Raw genomic sequence first — 22,243 nt, forward strand, 5'->3', positions numbered from 1 at the left:
CTCCTCAGGCCTCTACCGTGACCAGCCGGCTGAACTCGGACAGCAGGTCGTAGCCGTCCCAGACTCCGGCGAACGTGAGGGCCGACCCGAACGGCACGACCCGGTCCACCCCCCGTCCGGCGAGCGCCGTCACGAATCCGGTCAGTTCCTCGCGGGTGAACCCGAACTGGCTCACGGTCTGGTCTTTGCGCCGCACGATCGGAACCAGCTCGTCCAGCGACGCCACCGAGGCGTTCGCGAACGTGCCCGCGCCCAGCCATTCGCGCGGCATCACCGTGGCGTCGGCCAGCTCCAGCGTCGCCAGCGCGTTGCCGTCGAAGCGGATCGACGACACCAGCCCGTCGACCGCCGCGCCATAGGCCGACACCCGCTTCTGCACGGCCATCGCCGGCTCGGTGACGTGCTGTTTCGCTGCCAGCACCTCGGCGAGCAGCTCGCGGAACTCCTGTCCGGCGGCCCGCGCACCCGTCGCGTCGCCGACCCAGAACACCGCGCGCGGCGACGAGCAGGCGGCCTGGTCGAACCAGTACGAGTCGTTGTAGAAGCCTTCGGCGGCGGCCTTGCGCCGCTCCGGCGAGGCCTCCTGCCAGCCGCGCACCGACGCGATCGCGAACGACGAGCGGTCCGGGAAGGTGAGGTCCCGCGCGTGCGGGGCCAGCGGGTACTTCCGCAGCGCGGCCACGGAGGCGTCGCCGCCCCAGATCACCCGCAGGTCGGCGGCCAGTGACAACGCGCCGCTGACCTCGTCGCTGCGGTCGTAGGTGACCATGCGCTGGGTGGCCCGGATGGTGGCCGCGGTTTCCGGCGACACGTCTTCGAGCGCCGCGTTCAACGCTTCCAGTACGGCCTCGGCGGCACCGGCCGAGCGCGAAGAAACGCGCACGACGTTGCTGTTGCCCGCCAGCGCCGACAGCGCCCACGAGTACACGAAAATGGTGTCCACGTTGGCCGGCGGCACGTGGAAAACGAGCCCGCGCGGGAACCGCAGCGAAGTGCCCGTGGTTTCCAAAGTGGACAGTGACTTCGCGAGTTCTCCCTTGCGCAGGAAGAAACCCAGCGAGGCCAGCTCCGGGAAACGACGGGCCAGCGCGGGGGCGAGCAGCTTGCGTGCGAACTTGGTGACGAACTCGACCACCCGCGGGTCGCCGACCGTCAACCGGCCGCCGGGCGGTTCCTCGCGCAGTTCGTCGAGCACCGCGTCGACCGAAACCGGGTCGCCCAGCGGAAAACGCTGTTCCACAGCACTCACGCAGCGGCTCCCGTGAACGTGTCCGAGCACCCGCGGGCCTCGGCCTTCGGCAGCCTGCCCAGCACCGAGAAGTGCTTGCCGGGCCAGTCGCCGTCGTCAATGCCGTTGTACACACCGAGATCCTCGGTGAGCAACACGTGTCCCGGGTAGGAGCGCGGCAGCGTGCTCACCACCTCGATGACACCCGGCTTGCCGACCGGCTGCTCTTCCCAGGTCTCCGGGTCGCGGATCACGATGTCGGCGAAATCGGGGCAGTACAAGGAATTCCCGGACGGACCCTCGAGAAACACGGTGCCGATCTGCTCGATCATCCCGTAGTAGTTGTGGATCCGGGTGAGGCCGGTGTCCGCCGCGAACCGGCGGCGGAACTCGCTGTTGTCCACCGCGCGGTCGATCAGCTTCTTCCACCCGCCGGAGTGAATGAGGATGCCGTTCGACAGGTCGAGCTTGTGCTCGCGGGCGACCTCGTAGAGGTACTGCCACACCATGAACGTGAAGCCGAAGATCAGGAACGGGCGGTCCCCGTACTCGGCGAGGAACTTCTTCACCGCCTCGACGTCCGGCTTGTCGTTCTCGTCGAGCACGTAGGTGTGCTTGCGCCCGAAGTTCGCCATGCCGAGCACGCCCGCGCCGCGCGCCGAGAACGACCGGCGGTTCTTGATGATGCCGATGGTGTCGACCATCAGCATCGGCAGCCGCTCGGCGCCCAGCACCTCCTGCAGGGTGGCGCCGAGCTGCTTCGTCTGCGCGGCCGCCGCTTCCTTGTCGAGGTAGATCCGCGACGCACCGGCTCCGGTGGTCCCCGAGGACGTGAGGGTCTTGAACACCTCGCTGTCCGGAATGGACTTCAGGTCGTGCGTTTTGAACATGCGCACCGGCAGCCACGGCAGGTCGGCGATCGTGTCGAACGACGCGTCCGGCGCGAAACCGAGCGAGGACAGGATGCGTTCGTACCCGGCGGAGTTCGCCCGGTGGTGCGCCGTCAGCTCCACCAGCTCCGGGAGCAGCGCCGCCTCCCGCTCCGCCTGCGAGCGCGTGAACACACTCATACCCGTCCTTCCAGCGACCGGTAGTCGATCTTGCCGCTGGCCAGCAGCGGCACGGTGTCGATCGGACGCACGTCGAACCCGCTGGCGTGCAGGTGCAGCCGCTCCGCCAGCGCCCGCGACGCGTCCTTGCAGATCGCCTTCGCGCCGTCGCCCTCGGGCAGTTCGGCGAACAGCACGACCTTGTCGCCCGCCGCCACCGCGGCCACCACGTCGATGCCCACCGCGGCCGTGCGCACGGCCTGCTCCAGGTCGTCGAGGCTGACCCGGTTGCCGAACACCTTGCCGATCCGCTTGAGCCTGCCGGTGATGTAGAGGTACCCCTCCTCGTCGAGGTACCCGAGATCACCGGTGGCCAGCGTGCCGCCGTATTCGTCGCCCGCGCTCAGTCCCGCTTCGTCCTCCGCGTAACCCATCATCACGTTGGGTCCACGGTAAAGGACCTCACCGACAATTTTGGGATGCGTGGTTTCCTCGCCGTCGTCGCGGCGGATGGCGAACGAGCCGCCGGGCAGCGCCGGACCGGCCGAACCGATCTTGTCCGCGAGCCGCTCCGCGGGCAGCGTGGTCATGCGCGGGGATGCCTCGGTCTGGCCGTACATGACGTACATCCGGCCGCCGACCGCGAGCATCTTCTCGTTGAATTCCGCGACCAGTTCGTCCCGCAGTTTCCCGCCCGCCTGGGTGAGGGTGCGCAGGGTCGGATACTTCGCCGGATCGAACTTGAGCCGGCGCAGCATTTCGTAGTGATAGGGCACGCCGGACAGCGAAGTCACGCCGTATTCCTTGACCGCATCCCAGAATCCGCGACCCAAAACCCCAGACGATTCGATAACCACCGTCGCGCCGCGCACAAGATGCGAATTCAGCACCGAAAGCCCGTAGCTGTAGTGCAGCGGCAAACAGGTCGGCGCGACCTCGTCCGCGTCGATCTTCAGCACCTGCGCGATGGCGTCGGCATTGGCCAGCAGCCCGTCGCGGGACAGCCGGACGAGCTTCGGATTGCCGGTGGATCCGCTGGTCGGCAGCAGTACGGCCAGGTCGGGGTGCGGCTCGACGCCCTCGGCGGAGTCGCGCACCCAGTCGGAGCCGCGGGTGGTGTACCCGGACGGCGCGTCGCCGGACGCCGCGAGCACGGCGGCCGGGCGGAAGCGTTCGACCAGGCCGATCAGCACGTCGGCGTCCAGCGCCGGGTCGATCAGCGCGATCGCCCGGCCGCCCTCGAACGCGCCGAGGTAGGTCAGCACGCTGTCGAGGTCGACGGACATCCGGGCGAACACGACGCCCACCGGCAGCTTGGCCAGCTCGTCGGTCTTCCGGGCCACCTCGGCGGACAGTTCCGCGTCGTCCAGCGTGCGGCCCCCGGCCACGTCGATCAGCCGGGAACCCGCACCCACCAGAGTCACAGCACCAAGCCTCCGTCGATCCCCAGGACCTGCCCGGTCACGAACGACGCCTCGTCGCTCGCCAGGAACCGGATCACCGCCGCGACCTCCTCGGCCTGGCCGAGGCGGCCGAGCGGGGTCTTGGCGACGTTCGAGGCGCGGGCGTCCTCGCTCAGGCTTTCCGTGAGGGCGGTTTCGATCACGCCAGGGGCGACCGCGTTGACCCGGATGCCGGAGCGGCCGAGTTCCTTCGCCGCCGAGCGCGCGATGTTCGCGACCGCCGCCTTCGAGGCCGCGTAGACCGTCTGGCCCGCGCTGCCGTACTCGCCGACCACCGAGGCCAGCACCACGATCGCGCCGGTTTTCTTGCGCATCATGGCTCGCGCGGCCGCCTGCACGGTGTGCAGCGTGCCGGCGACGTTCGTGGACAGCGTCCGGTCGACGTCGTCCGGGCGGATCATGCCGAGCAGGCCGCCCTCCATGATCCCGGCGTTGGCGACCGCGACATCCAGCCGGCCGTGCTCCTTGGCCACGTCCTTCACCACGGCGGCGACGGCCTTCGCGTCGGTGACGTCGAGCGCGCGGCCGCTGACCGAGGGGCCCACCGAAGCGGCGGTCTCCTTGGCGGCGGTCTCGTCGCGGCCGGTGAGGACCACGGTGGCCCCGGCCTCGGCGAGCGCGCGGACAGTGGCCAGGCCGATGCCCCTGGTGCCCCCGGTGACCAGTGCGACCTTCCCCGCGAACGTGCTCACGCCTGCCCCTGCAGCTCCTTGACCATGTCCACGGCCACCTTGAAGCTGCTCATGTCGATCACCTGGTCGGTGTCGAATTCGACGTCGAACTCGTCCTCGATCGCCGCGACCAGCGCCATGTGGCCGACCGAGTCCCACGCCTCGATGTCGCGGTACTTCAGGTTCTCGACGTCGACCCCGTCGTCGAGCTGGAGAGCGTCGATGAAGACTTCCTTCAGCTTGTCCTGCACAGCCATGTCTACCCGGCACTTCCTTCTCGAATGGGGCTGGTGACCCTGTTGACCACTGTCGACGGTACCAACCGTGGGGTTTCAGCCCGCGCGTGCGGGCAGCAGTTCACGGAGCGTCCCGAGGTAGCGGTCCGCGCCCTCGGGACGAAACTTCAGCGCGTCGTTGCGGACGACCACGCTGAGGACACCGGCGGCGTGCGCGGCCTCCACGTCGTGGAAGGTGTCGCCGACGAGCACCGCCTCTTCCGGGGCCGCGCCGAAGTGCCGGAGCACCGCGGTCACGCCCTCGGGATCCGGCTTGAGCCGGCGGACGTCCTCCCGCCCTATGACGTGCAGGCCCCGGGCGAGGTTGCCCAGCGCGTCCTCGACGCACCGGCGCGAATTCCTCGTCACGATCGCGAGCCGGTAGTCCCCGGCCAGCTCGGCGAGCAGTTCGCGGGCGCCGTCGGTGAACTCGCCGCGGGGCACCGAGGCGCGTTCGAACCGCGTCACGACGTCGAGCCGGGCGGTGTCGCCTTCGTCGAGCCAGCGCTGGAACAGCTCGCCGAGCTTGTCCTCGGGCGCCAGCTCCAGCTCGGCGCGCAGGCCGGCGAAGTCGACCGGCAGCCGGAAGAGCGTGCCGTCGAAGTCGAAGGCCAGCACCTTCCGCCCGGTCAGATCCGCTTCGACGCCCATTCGCCTTCCTTGACCAAGCGGTAGCCCATGTCGATCATGCGGACCCAGTACAGGTCGTCGGGCAGCGGGTTGTAGACCGCGGGCCGCTCGGTCAGCTCGTTGCCGAGGCCGAGCTGGACGTACATGTCGGGCATGTTCAGCCCGGCGTGCGCGAAGAAGTTGCTCGTGGTGAAGAAGCGGCCGACGTTGATCTCGGTGACCATCGGCACCCCGGCGGCGTTCTCCTTCATGTCCACGCAGAACACGCCGTGCGGTTTGTCCGACACCGCCCGCACCGCGGACTCGCCGATCTTGTTCACGTCGTCGCGGTTGACCGTCTTGGCCACTGACGGCGACGAGCTCTGCCCGCTGGGCGTCAGGTTGCCGAAGATGTATTCGATGCGGGAGCGCGCCTGCGAGGTGATCAGCTCGCCCTCGTGCCACAGGCTCTGCCACGCGAACTCCTCGCCCGGCAGGTACTCGCTGGCCATGAAGTCGCCGTAGTCGAGGCCGCGGAAGCCGCGCCAGTAGTCGATCCAGGCGTCGCCCTGGTAGAAGGAGTTGATCGGAAGGCTGCCCCGGGAACCGGCGCCGCGGATGGCGCGCAGCCAGACCCGCGGGTTGATCTTGAGCAGCTCTTCGAGCCCGCCCTTGAGGTCGTCCGGCGAATCGATCTTGATGGCCTCCGGCACCGAGACGCCGTTCGCCTTCATGTGCGCGTTGAACGCCATCTTGTCGTGGCACAACGCGATGGCGCGCGCGTCCGGCAGGAACGTCGGCGCGTTGAGCTTGTCGCGGTTTTCGGCGAGGAAGCCGACCTCGACATCCGGCTGCGGGTGCACGAAATCGATGCGCTCGGCTTCGATGACGCGGTTGATCGCGTCGGCGTATCCGGGATCGCTGACCGGCGGCACCAGGTATTTGGCCTCGACGTCGAGAAGCTCGAGATGGAACGGCTTCACGTCGGTGCCGACGACCTGGTAGTCGTTTCCGGCGACCGCGAGCGCGTCCCGGAAGTTGTAGGCGGCAGATCCGCCGGCGCCGGTGATGAGGATGCGTGCGCTGCTCATTCGCGTGTTCTCAGCCTTACCTGTTCAGTTCCCGCCGGAGCCGGGACGGTAGCCGGAAGCCCACTTGTGGTCGGCGAGTATCGTGACGCCCGCGTCTGTGCTGACTGCACCGAACTCGGGGCTCGTGCCATGCCGAGGCAAGACTGTACCGGACGCGCCGAAAGAGCCCGCCGAGAGCGAGAGACTGCAGATGATCCCCATTACCGTGGTCGACGTCCGTGCTGCGGAGGACCTGGTCGTCGAAGTGCTGCGATCCGGCGCTATCGCCCAGGGCCCGATGGTAAAGCGTTTCGAAGACGCGTTCGCGCACGTGTCCGGAACGAAACACGCCATCGCCGTGAACAACGGGACGACCGCGCTGGTCGCGTCCCTGCAGGCGCTCGACCTGCGGCCCGGAGACGAAGTGGTGACCTCGCCGTTCACCTTCGTCGCCACGCTCAACGCGATCCTGGAAGCGGGCGCGACCGTGCGGTTCGCCGACATCCGGCGCGACGATTTCGCGATCGACCCGGACGCCGTCGCGGCCGCCGTCGGCCCGCGCACCAAGGTGCTGATGCCGGTGCACCTGTACGGCCAGACCGCCGACATGGGCAAGCTCGCGCCGCTGGCCGCGGAGCACGGACTGCACGTGGTGGAGGATTCGGCGCAGGCTGTCGGCGCCTCGTTCGAGGGCCGCAAGGCCGGTTCGTACGGCATCGGCTGCTTCTCGCTGTACGCGACCAAGAACGTGACCACCGCCGAGGGCGGCGTGATCACCACGGACGACGACGCGCTGGCCGACAAGCTGCGCGTGATGCGCAACCAGGGCATGAAGGCCCGGTACCAGTACGAGATGGCCGGCCACAACTACCGGATGACCGACCTGCACGCCGCGGTCGGCATCCCGCAGCTGGAGAAGCTCGACCAGCTCACCGCGGCCCGCCAGGCCAACGCGAAGCGGCTGTCCGAGGGCCTCGCCGGCACGCCGGGCCTCGAGGTGCCGCAGGTGCTGCCCGGCCGCGAGCACGTGTGGCACCAGTACACCGTGCTGGTCGGCCCGCACGCGATGCTCTCGCGCGAGGAGTTCGCCGCCGCGCTGACCGAAAAGGGCATCGGCAACGGGATCTACTACCCGAAGATCGTGTTCGACTACGACTGCTACCGCGGGCACCCGCTGATCCCGGACGCTCGCGTCGAGGACTTCCCCGTGGCGTCCGCCGTTGCCGCGCAAGCGCTTTCGCTGCCGGTGCACCCGCATCTGACCGAGTCCGAGCTGGACCGGATCATCGAGACCGTTCGCGAGGTGCTCGGCGCATGACGCACCGCATCGCACTCGTCGGCACCGGCAACATGGGCTCGCTGCACGCCCGCGTCCTGTCGCAGAACGACCGGGTGGACCTGGCCCGCGTGATCGACCCGCGCGAGGAAGCCGGCCGCGCGGTCGCCGAACGCTACGAAACCGAGTGGACGCCGGAAATCGGCTCACTGTCCGATGTGGACGCGGTGGTGCTCGCCTCGGCCACCGAGGTGCATTACGAGCTGGCACAAGAGATTCTCGGCCAGGGCAAGCCGATGCTGGTCGAGAAGCCGGTGTGCAACAGCCTCGAGCTCTCGCAGGAAATCGTTGCCCTGTCGGCGAAAAAGGACGTCCCGCTGATGTGCGGGCTCCTCGAGCGCTACAACCCGGCCGTGATGACCGCGCGGGCGCTGGTGAACGAACCGGTGCACCTGATGGCGCGCCGGCACGGCCCGTACGCGCCGCGGATCAAGACCGGTGTCGCGTGGGACCTGCTGGTGCACGACGTCGACCTGGCGATCCAGTTCTTCGGCGGGGCCACGCCGGGCCGGGTCACCTCCAGCGCGGGGTATTTCCACCCGCAGTCGGTCGCCGGCGCCGAGGACACCATCGAGACGGTGCTGTCCTTCCCCACCGGCCTGGCGACCGTGTCGGCTTCGCGGCTGGCGCAGCGCAAGGTGCGGTCGCTGATGGTGTCCGAACTGGACCGGATGGTGGAGATCGACCTGCTGCGCCGCGACGTGACGATCTACCGGCACGTCTCGCACGATTCGGTCACCCCGGACGGCCTCGGCTACCGGCAGCAGACCGTCATCGAAATCCCGGAGCTGGTCACCGCGCGCGAACCGCTGGCGACGCAGCTGGACCGGTTCGTCGATCTGCTGGAAGGCAAGGTCGACGCGGAGGTCGAGCGGGCGCTGATCCTGCCGTCGCACGAGGTCGTGGCGCAGGTTTTGGCCGAAGCCGCCTGATTACGTGGTGAGGCGTTTGCCGTCCGCGGAGTAGGCGACCAGCGGGGTCGCGCTCTCGGCGGACGGCACGTCGTCCTGGTCGAACCAGAACACGACCACGTCGGGGTCCTCGCTCCAGCGCGCCGTGTGCGCCGGGACCGTGCGACCGTCCACTGTGGTCTCAATGCGGGCGGCCGGGCCGCTGAAGTAGCCGTACACCGGCACCCAGACGTCGGCGACGGTGGTGCCGCCCGAGGTGGCGTGGAAGCCGAAAGACCGGTCCTTGCCGTCGGATTCGTTGGCGAGGTAGAGCGGGCGCAGGTTTCCGTCCGGCTCGGAGAGGCTCGCCATCACTCCGAACTGGACGTTCGGCAGATTCTCCGGGTCATCGATTTCCGTTGCGTAGAAGACAAGTTCGGCGCCTTCGGCGTAGGTGCCGGTGGAAATCACCTCGCCGAGCGGCCGCGATTCAGCCGACGTCGGCGCCGGAAGAGGAGTCGACGAGGCCACGCTCGTCACCATCGGCGACGGTGACGCCGCCGCGTGCACCGGTTCCGGCGCACTGCCCGGCGAACGCAGCCAGGCCGCCCCGAACACGACGGCGACCACGGCCAACGCCGCGCCGGACGACGTCAGAACCCGCCGCCGACGCCGGATCCGCCCGCCCTCTTTGAAGATCCGGTCGAGATCGGGCTCGGCGAAAGGCTCCGCGGGCGCTTCCTGAAGCGCGGCACGCAATCGGTCGAGTTCGTCGGTCACGCGCTCACCTCCCCGACCAGCGCGTCGCCGTCGACACGCAGCTTTGCCAGCGCGCGCGAATTGGTGCTCTTGACCGTGCCGACGGACACGCCCAGTTCCTCGGCGACTTGGTGTTCCGGCAAATCGAAGAAATGCCGGAGAACCACTACGGCGCGTTCCCGGGCGGTGAGCCGGGCCAATGCGTCGGAAAGCCATTCCCGATCGGTGACGGCGTGCGAGATGTCGGGCACCTTCGCCGGTTCCGGCATCTCCTCGGTGGCGTATTCGCGGAGCGGTCGGCGCCAGATGTCGATGACGTGATTGGCCAGCACGCGCCGGGCGTAGGCGTACGGGTTCTTCCGCCGCACCCTGGGCCAGGCGGCATAAGTGCGGGTGAAGGCGGTCTGCGCGGCGTCTTCGGCCTGATGGCGGTCGCCGGTGAGCAGATAGGCCGCGTGAGTGAGCCGAGCGGAACAGGACCGCACGAAGTCGGCGAATTCGTCGTCCCCGCGCACTATCCCACCCCTGTTTCCCGGTTGTCGTGCTGTCCAGGTTACGGGGATGGGAGACGTGCGTCGATGAAATAGCTGGTCAGTCTTGTCTCAATGGCGACGCATCGTTTCCGGGGAAGTGCGTCGAGGAGAAACGCCAACCGCGTGACGCGCCGTGTCCGGATCACTTCCCGCTGAAATCTCCGGACGGGGAGCCCCAGCCGGACGGGTCGTCCGACAAAGCGCGGCGGCGGGCGTTTTCCTCGCGGACCCGCTTCACCTCCGCCTCGATGTACTCCTCGTCGTAGCGCTGGAACACCCGCGCCGGGTTGCCCGCGACCAGCGAACGTTCCGGGACGTCCTTCGCGACCACCGAGTTCGGCTGCACCGTCGCGAAGTCGCCGATCGTGACGCCCGGCATGATCACCACGAGGCCGCCGATGAAACAGCCCTTGCCGATTTTCACCGGCTTGCGTTCGATCAGGTCGCTGCCGGAATGGTTTTCCAGCGCCATGTTCGCCAGCCAGCTCGAATGCGTGAACACCAGCGTGTTCAGTCCGATGCTGGTGTGCTCGCCGATTTCCAGCCCGCCGCTCGCGTCGAGGACCGCGCCCTCGCCGACCCAGCAGTGCTCGCCCATCGTGAGGTTGTCCGGACTGACGATCTTGACCCGTTCGCGCACGCGGCACGATTCCGGCAGGCCGAGAAACTTGGCCCGCTCGGCGTCGTTCATGTACTGCGCGACGAGGTCGTTCAGGATCATCGGGCGCAGCCGGTTGCTGCGCTCGTCATCGAAGAACATCAGTTGTCCGCCACCAGTTTCGTGAGCACCCGCAGGTGTTCCTCGGCCACTACGTCCAGCCCGAAGTTGTCGCGGACCATCGCGGCTTCCCGTTCGGCGATCCGCGCGCGCTCCTTCGGATCGTCCAAAAGGGACAGTACGGTGGTCGCGACCGCCTCGGAATCGTTCGGCCGCACCAGCAGGATGTTCTCGCCGTTGTGCAGTTCGATGCCGGGGTAGTTGTCCTCGGTGACCGACGCGATGGTCGCGGTGCCGGACAGCATCGCCTCCAGCGACGCGGTGCCGCAGCCGCCGTTGAGGTCGTGCGTGACGATGTCCGCGGCCGCGAAGTACGCCGGCACGTCCGCCTTCGGCACCGCGCCGGTGACGATCAGCGCGTCCGAGACGCCGAGTTCCTTGGCGCGCTGCTGGAACGCGTCGTGATACACCCGGCCGACGACCACCACGCGCAGCCCGGGATGCCGCTCCAGGATCGTGGGCAGCGCCTCGATCAGCGGCAGCCGGTCGCGCAGCGGGATCACGTGCCCGAGCGACACGATCAGCGGCGCGTCCCCGATTTCCAGTTCCGCGCGCACGTCCTTGGTCACCGGCTTGGCGAAATGCCCGGTGTCCACCGCGATCGGGAAGTACTCGGAGTTGTCGTCGCTCGTGCCGTAGCGGTCGACGCAGTAGTCGACGCCCTGCTTGTCGAGGATGATGAAGCGCGGGCGCAGGTACTTCAGCACCGGGTTGACCAGCATCGCGTCGAGCGCGCGGAAAACCCGGCCGTACATCTTGTTCTCGCTGATCAGCAGCGTGTGGATGGTCAGCAGAACGGGCAGCTTGTGCCGGCGCGCGTAGATGCCGACCATCCAGGACAGGTCGAAGAACTGCCCGTGCAGGTGCACCGCGTCCGGTTTGAACTCGTTCAGCAGCTTCCACAGCCGCCGCCAGTTGCCCGGCCGCATCGACGCGAACGTCATGTCGAAGTCGATCGACAGGCCGAGCTGCGGCATTTTCACCGCGGGAAGGCGCACGACGCGGTATCCGTCGCGCTCCTCTTCCGCCGGCGCGTCACCGTAGGCAGCGGTGATCGCCAGCACTTCGTTCCCGGCGGCCGCGTACTCGGCGGCCAGCGAGGCCGACATGTGCGCGCTTCCGCCCACCCGCGGCGGGAAGAAGTTGTTCACCACCACGATCCGCATGGGCTTTCCTTCGGCCGGGCCCGCAGTGCTCATTACGCATTCCCCTTGGAAGACGCGCCGACGGAAGTGCTCACTCGGAGTCCCGCACCAAGGCGCGCATGCCCTCTTCGACGGTGATCGTCGGCTCCCAGCCGAGCACCTCGCGGGCGCGGGTGATGTCCGCGGCGCGGCGGGACACGAGCACGTCGCGCTTGTTGAACACCGGCTCGACGTCGACGCCGACGGCCTCGATCAGGATCTTCGCCAGGGTGGCGATCGAGGTGTCGATGCCGGTGCCGATGTTGATCGGCAGGTTCGCCTGCTCCGACTCCAGCGCGGCGACGACGCCCCTGGCGAGGTCGGTCACGTGCACGAAGTCCATCGACTGGTCGCCCGCGCCGTCGATGATCGGCGGCTGGCCGGCGCGCAGGCGCTGGATGAAGTGGTTGATGACCGAGGTGTAGTACGCCTCGATCTTCTGGCCGGGGCCGTACACGTTGAAGAAGCGCAGGGCGTTCCAGGAGAGGCCCTTGGTGCGCTCGTAGAAGCCCAGCAGGTCCTCGCCCGCGCGCTTGGAGATGCAGTACGGGGTGAGCGGGTTCAGCTTGTCGTCCTCGTGCATCGGCAGCTTCTCCGGCTCGCCGTACACCGAGGCGCTGGAGGCGAACACCAGGCGCTCGACGCCCTCGTCGGCGGCGGCCGCGAAGACGTTGTTGTTGCCGACCATGTTGATGTCGATCGACTCGCCCGGGTCCGCGACCGACTTGTTGATCGACACGGTGGCGAAGTGGATCGCGTGCGTGCAGCCGCGGATGGCCTCGCGGACGCCGACGCCGTAGCGCACGTCCTTCTCGACCAGTTCGACCTTGCCGGTGGCGACGAACTCGTTGACCCGGTCGCGGTTGCCGCGGGTCATGTTGTCGAAGATGCGGACCGTGTAGTCCTTCTCCAGCAGCAGCGGGATCACGTGCGAGGCGATGAAACCGCCGGCGCCGGTGAAGAAAACTTTCTTGTCGGACATGGGTTCTCCTCAGGAGGGTCGGCGGGTCAGGAAAGGGCGGATACGGCTTCGCGCACGGTGGTGACCACGCGCTCGACTTCGCTGTCGGTGAGTTCCGCGTGCATCGGGATCGCCAGCTGGCGGCGGAACGCGTCGGCGGAGACGGGCAGCGGCTGCTGCTCGCCGTACACCGGCTGCAGGTGGGAGGCGTAGGTGCCGAAGTTGCACTGCACGCCCTGTTCGCGGATCCGCAGAGCCAGCGCGTCGCGGCTGATCTCCGGGGCCACGGTCATCAAGTATGCCTGCCACGGGTGCTCGCGGTCGGGTGCCTCGACCGGAACGGTCAGCGCGTCGAGGTCCGCGAACGCCTCGTGGTAGCGCTTGGCCACCGAGCGGCGGGCGGCGAGCAGGTCGGGCAGCCGGTCGAGCTGCACGCCCATGATCGCGGCCTGGATGTCCGACAGCCGGAAGTTCCAGCCGAGCTCGTGGAACGTCGGGATCGGCAGTTCCTGCGAGCCCTCGCGGGTGAACGCGGGTTCGATGCCGTAGGTGTGGATCTTGCGCGCGTGCGCGATCAGGTCCTCGCGGTTCGAGACCAGCGCGCCGCCCTCGCCCGCGGTGATGCCCTTGCGGCCGTGGAAGGAGAACGCGGCCAGGTCGGCGAGGCTGCCCGCCGGGCGGTTGCGGTAGGTCGCGCCCGCGGAGCAGGCGGCGTCCTCGAACAGCCACAGGCCGTGCTTGTCGGCGATGGCGCGGTACTCGTCGAAGTCGCCGGGCTGGCCCGCGACGTCGACGGCGAGGATGCCGACCGTGCGCGGCGTGATCAGCGCTTCGATCGCGGCCGGGTCGGCGCTGAAGATGTCCGGGCGGATGTCGGCGAAGACCGGCTTCGCGCCGGCCTGCAGCACGGCGTGGCCGGTCGCCGGGAAGGTGTAGTCGCCGACGATCACCTCGTCGCCGGGCTGGACGCCCAGCACCTTCAGGCCCAGGAACAGGGCGGAGCCGCAGTTGCTGGTGGTCAGAGCGTGCGCGGTGCCGGTCGTCTGCGCGAACCGTTCCTCGAAGCGACGGCACGCCGGGCCCGCGCCGGCCAGCCAGCCGGAACGGAACACTTCGGCGACGGCTGCGAGCTCTTCGTCGCCGACGGTCGGCTTCCCGAGCAGGACGGGTTCGCCCACGGTAGATCTCCTGTGCATCGGGGTGTCCCGCATTGCGCGGGGTCGCGCCGAAGTGTATAGAAGTCGCGCTTCCTGCCTGTTTCGGGGACAGAACCCACGGGTAGCCACCCGTCCGGGGCATAGGCTCACGGAATGCGGATCGGGGTTCTGGGGGCCGTCGTCGCATGGGACGGCGCGGGCGGGACGGTCGCCGTAGGCGGCCCGCGAGGCCGGGCGCTGCTGGCGTTGCTCGCGGCGGATGCCGGACGCTTCGTGTCCGCCGAACGGCTCATCGACGGGCTGTACGGCGAGGAACCGCCGGACGGCGCGGCCAACGCGCTGCAATCGCAGGTCTCGCGGCTGCGCGGCGCGCTGAAACTGCCGATCGAACTCACCTCGGCGGGGTACCGCCTCCGGATCGAACCGGACGAAGTGGACGCGCACCGCTTCGCACGACTGGCCGGCGAGGGCCGTCGCGAACTGGCCGAGGGCGACCCGACGCGGGCCAGCGATCTGCTCGGCGAGGCGCTCGCGTTGTGGCGCGGACCGGCGTTCGCCGACGTGCCAGCCGCAGAGGTCCAGGCCACCCGGCTGACCGAGCTGCGGGCCGAGGCGGCCGCCGACCGGGTCGACGCGGAGATCTCGCTCGGCCGCGCCGCCGACGTTCTCGACGAACTGCGCACCGCCGTCGCCGAGCATCCGCTGCGCGAACGGCCGCGGGCCCAGCTGGTGCGCGCCCTGCACGCGGCGGGCCGGACCGCCGAGGCGCTGGCCGCGTTCGAGGACGCCCGTCGCACGCTCGCCGAGGAACTGGGCGCGGATCCTGGTCCAGACCTGTCTGAGGCGCATCTGGCCGCCTTGCGCGGCGAGTCGGCGAACGCCGCGACGCCCTTGCCCGCACAGCTCACCAGCTTCGTCGGCCGCGAAGACGAACTGCGCCAGGTCGCGGATCTCCTGCGGCAGGCCCGGCTCGTCACGCTGCTCGGCCCCGGCGGGACCGGGAAGACCCGGCTGGCCGTCGAAGCCGCGGCGGACGCGGGGCCGTGTGCCTTCGTGGAACTGGCCCCGCACGTCGCCGACGACGTGCCACAGGCCGTCCTCACCGCGCTCGGTTTGCGCGAAGGGCCACGCGGTCGGCAAGACCCGGTCGACCGGCTCGTGTCGGCTTTGCGCGACCAGGCGACGTTGCTCGTGCTGGACAACTGCGAACACGTCATCGCCGCGGCAGCGCGGGTGGTCGCGCAGCTGCTGCCCGCTTGCCCCGGGCTGCGCGTCCTCGCGACGAGCCGGGAACCGCTCGGCATCACCGGTGAACAGCTCGCGCCGATCCCCCGCCTGGCCGTGCCGCCACCAGGCACCGAGACAGTCGAGGCCTACCCCGCGGTCCGGCTGTTCCTCGACCGCGCCCGGGCGAGCGACCCGGCATTTCGGCTGACCGACGAGACTGCGGCCGACGTCGTGCGGATCTGCGCCGCGCTCGACGGCCTTCCGCTCGCCCTGGAACTGGCCGCCGCCCGCGTGCGCACGCTGCCGGTCGCCGACATCGCCGCACGGCTCGACGACCGCTTCCAGCTCCTCGCCCGCGGCAGCCGCACCGCCGACGAACGGCACCGGTCGCTCCGCGGCGTCGTGGAATGGAGCTGGGATCTCCTCGATGAAGACGAACGCCGCCTCGCCCGCCGGCTGACCGTCTTCACCGGCGGCGCGACACTCGCGTACGCCGAGCAGGTATGCGACGCCCCCGTCGATCTGCTTCCCGAACTCGCCGACAAGTCGCTTGTCGAGCCTTCGAGCGGGCGCTACCGAATGCTGGAGACGATCCGCGCGTTCTGCGCGGAAAAGCTCGACGCTGCAGGCGAGACCGAGCGTTTCCGGCGCGCCCACGCGCAGGCGTTCCTGCGGCTCGTCGAGGAAGCCGACCCGAAGCTGCGCACCGCGGAACAGCTGGACTGGCTGCGGAAAATCGACGCTGAGTACGACAACATCGTGGCCGCGCTCCGGTGGTCGGCCGCGGCGGATCCGTCGCTTGCCTTGCGGATCGCCACCGCACTGTCGATGTATTGGTGGCTGCGCGGACGACGTTACGAAGGCGCGACGCTGTCGATGGAAATCGTGCGCCACTGCCAAGCGGAACCGCCGGAAGGGCACCGCGAGCAATTCCTCATGTGCCTGCTGACCGCGATGGCCGGCGCGCCCGAAGCCGCCGAAACGGCGAACTATCGGTCCTATGTGGAGCAATACCTGATGGACACTGCCTGGACGCCGGAGCATCCGATGATGCTCATGCTGTCCGGCGTCGTGCTCGGACCGCCGGAAGACAACGACGCGCGGCTCCAGTTGTCCGGTCTCGAAAAGCAACCCGACCCGTGGCTGAACGCACTCGTGCCGATGGGCGACGGTCTGCGTTCGATTCTCGCCGGGGAACTCGACGAAGCCGAACGCGGTCTGCGAGAAGGCGAAGCGCGCTACCGGGCGCTCGGCGAACGCTGGGGTCTGTCGATGGCGCTCGACCACCTTTCGCAACTGCTGGTTTTGCGCGGCCGTCACGAAGAAGCGCTCACCGCGATGACCGAGTCCCTGTCGCTCATGCAGACGCTCGGCGCGACCGACGACTACGCGGATCTGCTGTGCCGTCGCGGCGACAGCCGAGCGTTGCGCGGCGATCTCGACGGCGCGAAGGCGGACTACGAGCGGACCGTCGAACTGGCCCACCGCACCGGAATGCCCGAGACCCGGGCCAGCGGTCAGGTCGGACTGTCCGGGCTCGCCCGCCGCTCCGGCGATCTGGCCACCGCACGGGCTCTCGCCGAGCAGGCGCTCGCCGAATGCGCCGCGGACTCGTTCTCGGCCGCCATCGCGCGGGCAGCCGCGTCGATCGCGCTCGGCTGGATCGACGTGGCCGAGCATCGCCCGGAGGACGCCCGCCGCCGGATGCGACTCGGGGTCGAAACCGCGCACCGCTGGCATGACCACGGGTCACTGGCCACCGCGTTCGAGGGCGTCGCCGGGGTCTTCGCCGAGGAGGGCCGGTTCGCCGACGCCGCCGCTCTGCTCGGCGCGGCGGCCGCGGTGCGCGGGACCGCCGTGCCCGGCCAGCACGATGTCGCGCAGGTCACCGCGGCCGCGGAGCAGGCGCTCGGGCCGGACGGGTTCGCCGCCGCGTACACCGCCGGTAAGCAGCTAGAACCATACGAACGCCTCGAGTTGGCCGGATTGTCCCCGGTCCAGTGAACCGGTACCACGCCGTCGGGGGGTACGCAGCGCCGCACGAGAGCGCGTAGCCTTCCCTGCCGTGCGGAACGTAGTTGTGATCGGTGGGGGAATCGTCGGGCTGTCGGTCGCGTGGGAGCTGTCCCAGCGCGGTCAGGACGTGACGGTGCTCGAAAAGGAAGCTCGCTGGGCGGCGCACCAGACCGGGCACAACTCCAACGTCGTGCACGCCGGGCTCTATTACAAACCGGGCTCGTTCAAGGCGCGGATGTCGGTCGGCGGCAACCGGTCCATTGTGGATTTCGCCAGGCAGTACGGGGTGCCGGTCGAGGTCTGCGGCAAGCTGGTGGTGGCCACGCGCGAGGCGGAGATCCCCGCGCTGGACACGCTCGCCGAGCGGGCCGAGGCCAACGGCGTGCCGGCCAAGCGGATCACCCCCGCGGAGGCCCGCGAGTACGAGCCGGAGGTGTCCTGCGTCGGCGCGCTGCGCGTCGAGTCGACCGGGATCATCGACTTCCCCGCGGTGTGCGCGGCCCTCGTACGGCTGCTCGACGAGGCGGACGCGGACCTGCGGCTGAACACCCCCGCGCTGGGCATCCGCCCGGCTCGCGGCGGCGGCGTCGAGGTGGCCACCGGTTCCGAGGTGCTGCGCGCGGACGCGCTGGTCAACTGTGCCGGCCTGCACGCTGACCGCGTCGCCGAACTGGCCGGTCTCACCCCGAGCGCGCGCATCGTGCCGTTCCGTGGCGAGTACTACGAACTGAAGCCGGAGCGCCGCCACCTCGTGCGCGGCCTGATCTACCCGGTGCCGGACCCGACGCTCCCGTTCCTGGGCGTGCACCTGACCCGCATGCTGGACGGCAGTGTCCACGCGGGCCCGAACGCCGTGCTCGCGCTGCGCCGCGAGGGCTACCGCTGGGCCGACGTGTCGGTGAAGGATCTCGCCGACGTCGCCCGCTTCCCCGGTTCCTGGAAGCTCGCGCGCAAGTACGCCTACCCGACCGGCCTCGAAGAGGTGCTGCGGTCGTTCTCGAAGAAGCGGTTCGCCGCCAGCCTCGCGCAGCTCGTGCCCGCGGTCACCGAGGACGACATCGTGCGCCACGGCTCCGGTGTGCGCGCGCAGGCATTGCGCCCGGACGGTTCACTGGTGGACGACTTCCTCATTGAGTCCACAAAGGACCAGGTGCACGTGCTCAACGCGCCGAGCCCGGCGGCGACGAGCGCACTGGAGATCGCCAAGTACATCGCCGACCAGGTGACCGACTGAACCGTCTAATGTAGACAGTTCAGGAAGGCAGATTCCCCGACACCATCGGGATTCCGGCCTTGACCGCGTCGCACGCCTTGGTCTTGTCGGACAGCTGCCCGCTGACGATCTGGATCGAGGCGGTGTCCGAAACCGAGAGCCCGGCCGCCGCGCAGATCACGCCGCCGGAATCGTTGAAGTTCGGGAACAGCGACCATTTCCGGCCGTTCACGTCGATCTGCTCGGTCGGCGCGACTTCCATGCCCGGCCAGCGTTTCAACGGCACGTCCGGCCCGACCCAGACCTCGAACGGTTTCTGCCCGCCGTCTCCGTCGGTGTCCTTCCACAGGCAGTAGGTCACGTTCGGCGAGATGACCTTGGAACTGTCCAGTTGCCCCTGCGGTGCCATTTTCAGCTGCTGCGCCTGCTCCGGCTTCAGCAGCTGACACGGGTTCACCGACGCGAGCGGCCCGCTCGGCGCGGTGCCCCCCGGCGGAGTGCTCGGCGTGATCGGCGGCGCGGGCTGCCCGCCCGGCAGATGCGCGGCGACCTGCGGGATGACCTTCTTCGTGCGCTCGCAGGCCTGCGCGTCGTCCGGATAGGACACGCTCACGAAGGCGAACGACTTCGGCCCGAGCGTCGTGTACAGGTCGCAGCTGCCGCCCATGAACCCGGCGTACCGCGTCCACGCGAACCCGCCGAGCTCCACCGGGTCGGCCTTCTTGAGAGCCCCCTGGAGGTAGTCGTCGAGGCTCAGGTCCACCGACCAGCCGACGGACATGACCACCGTGTGCTCGGTGTCCGTCGCGGTCCACAGGCACATCGCGGGCGCGCGCTGTTCCTTGCTGGCCTTCACCGGCCTGCCCTGCGGTTTGTAGCCAAGCCCGGCGAGCTGCTTCGCGTCGAGCAACGCGCACGGGTCGACGACCTGTGTGACCGGCCCTTGCCCCGGCACCGGCGAAGCCACACCGCTCACCTGCTGCGTGCACCCGGCGAGCAGCATCGCGACCGCCGCCAGGGCGACCGCCGCTCCGTTGAACCTCATCGGCTGTCTCCTCCTCCGCCCCGCACCCTACTGACCAGCGGGGTCCACGACAGCGAGCCCGGGCTCAGCGCTTGACCGGCTCCAGCACCTCGAGCCCGCCCAGGAACGGGCGCAGCGCCGCCGGCACCCGGACCGAACCGTCCGGCTGCTGGTGGTTCTCCACGATCGCGACGATCCAGCGCGTGGTCGCCAGCGTGCCGTTCAGCGTGGCGGCCGTCTGCGGTTTGCCGTTGTCGTCCCGGTAGCGGACGGACAGCCGGCGGGCCTGGAACGTGGTGCAGTTGGACGTCGACGTCAGCTCGCGGTACGTCTCCTGCGTCGGGACCCACGCCTCGCAGTCGTACTTGCGGTAGGCGGACGTGCCGAGGTCGCCGGTCGCGGTGTCGATGACCCGGTACGGGACCTCGATCGCGGCGAGCATCTCCTCTTCCCAGCCCAGCAGCCGCTCGTGTTCGGTCTCGGCGTCCTCCGGCTTGGCGAAGACGAACATCTCGACCTTGTCGAACTGGTGCACCCGGATGATGCCGCGGGTGTCCTTGCCGTACGACCCGGCCTCGCGGCGGTAGCACGACGACCAGCCCGCGTAGCGGCGCGGACCGGCGGCGAGGTCGAGGATCTCGTCCGAGTGGAAGCCCGCGAGCGGGACCTCCGACGTGCCGACGAGGTACAGGTCGTCGTCGCGCAGCCGGTACACCTCCGACGAGTGCGCGCCGAGGAAGCCGGTGCCGGCCATGATCTCCGGGCGGACCAGCGACGGCGTGATCATCGGCGTGAAGCCGTTCGCCGTCGCGCGCGCCACGGCCATGTTCAGCAGCGCGAGCTGCAGTTGCGCGCCGACGCCGGACAGGAAGTAGAACCGCGAGCCCGACACCTTCGCGCCGCGCTCCATGTCGAGCGCGCCGAGGCCCTCCATCAGGTCGAGGTGGTCGCGCGGGGTGAAGTCGAACGACGGCACCTCGCCGACGGTCTTCAGCACCGCGAAGTCGTCTTCGCCGCCGACCGGCGCGTCCGGGTGCACCAGGTTCGGCAGGACGCGGAACAGCTTGTCGAACTCCTCCGACGCCTCGTTCTGCTCGACCTCAGCGGCCTTGACCTGCGCCGACAGGTCCTTGGCGCGGGCCAGCAGGGCGGGCTTCTCCTCGGCGGAGGCCTTCGGCACCTGCTTGGACACGGACTTCTGCTCGGCCCGCAGCTTGTCGGCGGTCGCGATCGCAGAGCGGCGGCGCGTATCGAGGTCGAGCAGCTTGTCGACCACTCCCTCGTCCTCGCCACGGGCACGCTGCGACGCGCGCACGGCTTCCGGGTCTTCGCGCAGAGTCCTGGGGTCAATCACGGACAGAAGGGTAGTCGCAGGCCAGCCGCGCCTTCGACGCGGTTTCCCGTACACACTGTGCGGCGCCCTCGAGACAACCCGACAGTCTGATCGTTGTCGCCCGTTTCCCGCGCTCCCCATACTCGCTAGAACCCGGAGCGGAGGGAATTCACATGACCGACGACCTGCTCGCGCGCCACCGCGCGGTGCTCCCGTCCTGGATGTCCCTGCTGTACGACGAGCCGATCGAAATCGTGCACGCGCAGGATCGCCGTCTCACCGATTCCACCGGCCGCACCTACCTCGACTTCTTCGCCGGCGTGCTCACGAACGCCATGGGCTACGACGTCCCCGCGATCAGCGACGCGGTCCGCAAGCAGCTGGACACCGGCGTCCTGCACACCTCGACGCTGTACCTGATCCGCTCGCAGGTCGAGCTGGCCGAACGCATCGCGGAACGCTCCGGCATCCCGGACGCCAAGGTGTTCTTCACCAACTCCGGCAGCGAAGCCAACGACACCGCGCTGATGCTCGCCACCCAATACCGCCGCAGCAACCAGGTGCTGGCGATGCGGAACTCCTACCACGGCCGGTCGTTCGGCACGGTCGCGATCACCGGCAACCGGGGCTGGTCGGCGTCCTCGCTGAGCCCGGTCAAGGTCAACTACGTCCACGGCGGCTACCGCTACCGCAGCCCCTTCCGCGACCTGCCCGACACCGCCTACATCGACGCCTGCGTCGCCGACCTGGTGGAGCTCCTCGAAACCGCCACCGCGGGCGACGTCGCCTGCCTGATCGCGGAGCCGATCCAGGGCGTAGGCGGCTTCAGCTCCCCGCCGGACGGCCTGTTCAAGGCGATGAAGGAAGTCCTGGACGACCACGGCATCCTGTTCGTCTCCGACGAGGTCCAGACCGGCTGGGGCCGCACCGGCGACCACTACTGGGGCATCCAGGCGCACGACGTCGTCCCGGACATGATGACCTTCGCCAAGGGCCTCGGAAACGGCCTGGCAGTAGGCGGCGTGGTCGCTCGCGGCGACATCATGGACTGCTTCCGGGCGGAATCGTTCTCCACCTTCGGCGGCAACCCGGTGTCCATGCAGGGCGCGCTGGCCGTTCTGGACTACATCGACGACCACGATCTGCAGGCGAACTGCAAAGCCCGCGGCGACCAGCTGATGCGAGGCCTTCGCGCGGCGAACAGCCCCTTCGTCGGGGAGGTGCGCGGCAAGGGCCTGATGATCGGCGTCGAACTGATCGAACCCGGCACCACAACGCCGAATACCGCCGCCGCCAAGCAAATGCTGGAAGAAACCAAGGACCGCGGTTTGCTCATCGGAAAGGGCGGCCTGCACAAAAACGTCCTGCGCATCGGCCCGCCGATGACCCTCACCGAAGCCGAGGCCGCCGAAGGTCTGCAAATCCTCCTCGACTCGCTGGCCGCGCTGTCCTGACCGCTCGCCCCGG

The 22,243-nt window shown here is 69.2% G+C and carries 20 protein-coding genes; 5 read left to right on the forward strand and 15 right to left on the reverse strand.

The window, feature by feature from the left end; translation table 11 throughout:
• Window positions 1-4: 4 nt before the first annotated feature.
• From H5411_RS01755 to H5411_RS01785, 7 genes are all read right to left on the reverse strand, one after another.
• Window positions 5-1,249 (reverse strand): acyl-CoA reductase, encoded by a 1,245-nt coding sequence (locus tag H5411_RS01755; protein WP_183122760.1) that lies wholly within the window; start codon window positions 1,247-1,249, stop codon window positions 5-7.
• Window positions 1,246-2,298: a LuxE/PaaK family acyltransferase gene (locus tag H5411_RS01760; protein WP_183122761.1), complete on the reverse strand. Its 1,053-nt coding sequence runs from the start codon at window positions 2,296-2,298 to the stop codon at window positions 1,246-1,248. The genes H5411_RS01755 and H5411_RS01760 overlap by 4 nt, the downstream gene beginning before the upstream one ends.
• Window positions 2,295-3,701 carry an AMP-binding protein gene (locus H5411_RS01765; protein WP_101436529.1) on the reverse strand — a complete coding sequence of 469 codons (1,407 nt, stop codon included), beginning with the start codon at window positions 3,699-3,701 and terminating at the stop codon, window positions 2,295-2,297. Before H5411_RS01765 ends, H5411_RS01760 begins: the two co-directional genes overlap by 4 nt.
• The gene (locus H5411_RS01770; RefSeq protein ID WP_101436530.1) at window positions 3,698-4,432 is read right to left on the reverse strand and encodes an SDR family NAD(P)-dependent oxidoreductase; all 735 of its coding nucleotides are present in this window, start codon (window positions 4,430-4,432) and stop codon (window positions 3,698-3,700) included. The genes H5411_RS01765 and H5411_RS01770 overlap by 4 nt, the downstream gene beginning before the upstream one ends.
• Window positions 4,429-4,668 (reverse strand): acyl carrier protein, encoded by a 240-nt coding sequence (locus H5411_RS01775; RefSeq protein ID WP_101436531.1) that lies wholly within the window; start codon window positions 4,666-4,668, stop codon window positions 4,429-4,431. Before H5411_RS01775 ends, H5411_RS01770 begins: the two co-directional genes overlap by 4 nt.
• A gap of 75 nt (window positions 4,669-4,743) precedes the next feature.
• The gene (locus H5411_RS01780; RefSeq protein ID WP_183122762.1) at window positions 4,744-5,337 is read right to left on the reverse strand and encodes an HAD family hydrolase; all 594 of its coding nucleotides are present in this window, start codon (window positions 5,335-5,337) and stop codon (window positions 4,744-4,746) included.
• Window positions 5,316-6,386 carry an ATP-grasp domain-containing protein gene (locus H5411_RS01785; RefSeq protein ID WP_101436533.1) on the reverse strand — a complete coding sequence of 357 codons (1,071 nt, stop codon included), beginning with the start codon at window positions 6,384-6,386 and terminating at the stop codon, window positions 5,316-5,318. Before H5411_RS01785 ends, H5411_RS01780 begins: the two co-directional genes overlap by 22 nt.
• A gap of 190 nt (window positions 6,387-6,576) precedes the next feature.
• Between H5411_RS01785 and H5411_RS01790 the strand changes: the two genes are divergently transcribed.
• Window positions 6,577-7,683: a DegT/DnrJ/EryC1/StrS family aminotransferase gene (locus tag H5411_RS01790; protein ID WP_101436534.1), complete on the forward strand. Its 1,107-nt coding sequence runs from the start codon at window positions 6,577-6,579 to the stop codon at window positions 7,681-7,683.
• Complete coding sequence (locus H5411_RS01795) at window positions 7,680-8,633, forward strand: Gfo/Idh/MocA family protein (protein ID WP_183122763.1); 954 nt, start codon at window positions 7,680-7,682, stop codon at window positions 8,631-8,633. The genes H5411_RS01790 and H5411_RS01795 overlap by 4 nt, the downstream gene beginning before the upstream one ends.
• Here H5411_RS01795 and H5411_RS01800 read toward each other — a convergent pair whose 3' ends face one another.
• From H5411_RS01800 to H5411_RS01825, 6 genes are all read right to left on the reverse strand, one after another.
• Entirely contained in the window at window positions 8,634-9,371 is a 738-nt protein-coding gene (locus H5411_RS01800) for a hypothetical protein (RefSeq protein WP_183122764.1), read from the reverse strand.
• Window positions 9,368-9,868, reverse strand: a complete 501-nt coding sequence (locus H5411_RS01805) for a SigE family RNA polymerase sigma factor (protein WP_183122850.1) — start codon at window positions 9,866-9,868, stop codon at window positions 9,368-9,370. Before H5411_RS01805 ends, H5411_RS01800 begins: the two co-directional genes overlap by 4 nt.
• A gap of 157 nt (window positions 9,869-10,025) precedes the next feature.
• Complete coding sequence (locus tag H5411_RS01810; RefSeq protein ID WP_101436538.1) at window positions 10,026-10,643, reverse strand: acyltransferase; 618 nt, start codon at window positions 10,641-10,643, stop codon at window positions 10,026-10,028.
• Window positions 10,643-11,860, reverse strand: a complete 1,218-nt coding sequence (locus tag H5411_RS01815) for a glycosyltransferase family 4 protein (RefSeq protein ID WP_376772078.1) — start codon at window positions 11,858-11,860, stop codon at window positions 10,643-10,645. The genes H5411_RS01810 and H5411_RS01815 overlap by 1 nt, the downstream gene beginning before the upstream one ends.
• A 37-nt stretch (window positions 11,861-11,897) precedes the next feature.
• The gene (locus H5411_RS01820) at window positions 11,898-12,827 is read right to left on the reverse strand and encodes an NAD-dependent epimerase/dehydratase family protein (RefSeq protein WP_183122765.1); all 930 of its coding nucleotides are present in this window, start codon (window positions 12,825-12,827) and stop codon (window positions 11,898-11,900) included.
• 26 nt (window positions 12,828-12,853) lie between these two features.
• Window positions 12,854-14,002 (reverse strand): DegT/DnrJ/EryC1/StrS family aminotransferase, encoded by a 1,149-nt coding sequence (locus H5411_RS01825; protein WP_183122766.1) that lies wholly within the window; start codon window positions 14,000-14,002, stop codon window positions 12,854-12,856.
• A gap of 114 nt (window positions 14,003-14,116) precedes the next feature.
• Between H5411_RS01825 and H5411_RS01830 the strand changes: the two genes are divergently transcribed.
• Both H5411_RS01830 and lhgO read left to right on the forward strand, forming a co-directional pair.
• Window positions 14,117-17,194, forward strand: a complete 3,078-nt coding sequence (locus H5411_RS01830; protein ID WP_183122767.1) for an AfsR/SARP family transcriptional regulator — start codon at window positions 14,117-14,119, stop codon at window positions 17,192-17,194.
• Window positions 17,195-17,255: 61 nt separating this feature from the next.
• On the forward strand, window positions 17,256-18,440 hold the full coding sequence (gene lhgO, locus H5411_RS01835) for an L-2-hydroxyglutarate oxidase (RefSeq protein WP_183122768.1): 1,185 nt from the start codon (window positions 17,256-17,258) through the stop codon (window positions 18,438-18,440).
• A gap of 19 nt (window positions 18,441-18,459) precedes the next feature.
• Here lhgO and H5411_RS01840 read toward each other — a convergent pair whose 3' ends face one another.
• Window positions 18,460-19,464: a DUF3558 family protein gene (locus H5411_RS01840; RefSeq protein ID WP_183122769.1), complete on the reverse strand. Its 1,005-nt coding sequence runs from the start codon at window positions 19,462-19,464 to the stop codon at window positions 18,460-18,462.
• A gap of 64 nt (window positions 19,465-19,528) precedes the next feature.
• On the reverse strand, window positions 19,529-20,797 hold the full coding sequence (gene serS, locus H5411_RS01845; RefSeq protein ID WP_183122770.1) for a serine--tRNA ligase: 1,269 nt from the start codon (window positions 20,795-20,797) through the stop codon (window positions 19,529-19,531).
• A 152-nt stretch (window positions 20,798-20,949) separates the two neighbouring features.
• Here serS and H5411_RS01850 point away from each other — a divergent pair, with 152 nt between their 5' ends.
• Window positions 20,950-22,230 carry an aspartate aminotransferase family protein gene (locus tag H5411_RS01850; RefSeq protein ID WP_183122771.1) on the forward strand — a complete coding sequence of 427 codons (1,281 nt, stop codon included), beginning with the start codon at window positions 20,950-20,952 and terminating at the stop codon, window positions 22,228-22,230.
• Window positions 22,231-22,243: the final 13 nt, after the last annotated feature.

The sequence above is a fragment of the Amycolatopsis echigonensis genome (assembly GCF_014174495.1).
Taxonomy (GTDB): Bacteria; Actinomycetota; Actinomycetes; order Mycobacteriales; family Pseudonocardiaceae; genus Amycolatopsis; species Amycolatopsis echigonensis.

Coding starts and splice junctions, on each gene's coding strand:
- H5411_RS01760 (WP_183122761.1), bottom strand. CDS start 2,298: ATGAGTGTGTTCACGCGCTCGCAGGCGGAGCGGGAGGCGGCGCTGCTC.
- H5411_RS01775 (WP_101436531.1), bottom strand. CDS start 4,668: ATGGCTGTGCAGGACAAGCTGAAGGAAGTCTTCATCGACGCTCTCCAG.
- H5411_RS01780 (WP_183122762.1), bottom strand. CDS start 5,337: ATGGGCGTCGAAGCGGATCTGACCGGGCGGAAGGTGCTGGCCTTCGAC.
- H5411_RS01785 (WP_101436533.1), bottom strand. CDS start 6,386: ATGAGCAGCGCACGCATCCTCATCACCGGCGCCGGCGGATCTGCCGCC.
- H5411_RS01790 (WP_101436534.1), top strand. CDS start 6,577: ATGATCCCCATTACCGTGGTCGACGTCCGTGCTGCGGAGGACCTGGTC.
- H5411_RS01795 (WP_183122763.1), top strand. CDS start 7,680: ATGACGCACCGCATCGCACTCGTCGGCACCGGCAACATGGGCTCGCTG.
- H5411_RS01810 (WP_101436538.1), bottom strand. CDS start 10,643: ATGTTCTTCGATGACGAGCGCAGCAACCGGCTGCGCCCGATGATCCTG.
- H5411_RS01815 (WP_376772078.1), bottom strand. CDS start 11,860: ATGAGCACTGCGGGCCCGGCCGAAGGAAAGCCCATGCGGATCGTGGTG.
- H5411_RS01820 (WP_183122765.1), bottom strand. CDS start 12,827: ATGTCCGACAAGAAAGTTTTCTTCACCGGCGCCGGCGGTTTCATCGCC.
- H5411_RS01825 (WP_183122766.1), bottom strand. CDS start 14,002: ATGCACAGGAGATCTACCGTGGGCGAACCCGTCCTGCTCGGGAAGCCG.
- H5411_RS01830 (WP_183122767.1), top strand. CDS start 14,117: ATGCGGATCGGGGTTCTGGGGGCCGTCGTCGCATGGGACGGCGCGGGC.
- H5411_RS01840 (WP_183122769.1), bottom strand. CDS start 19,464: ATGAGGTTCAACGGAGCGGCGGTCGCCCTGGCGGCGGTCGCGATGCTG.
- H5411_RS01850 (WP_183122771.1), top strand. CDS start 20,950: ATGACCGACGACCTGCTCGCGCGCCACCGCGCGGTGCTCCCGTCCTGG.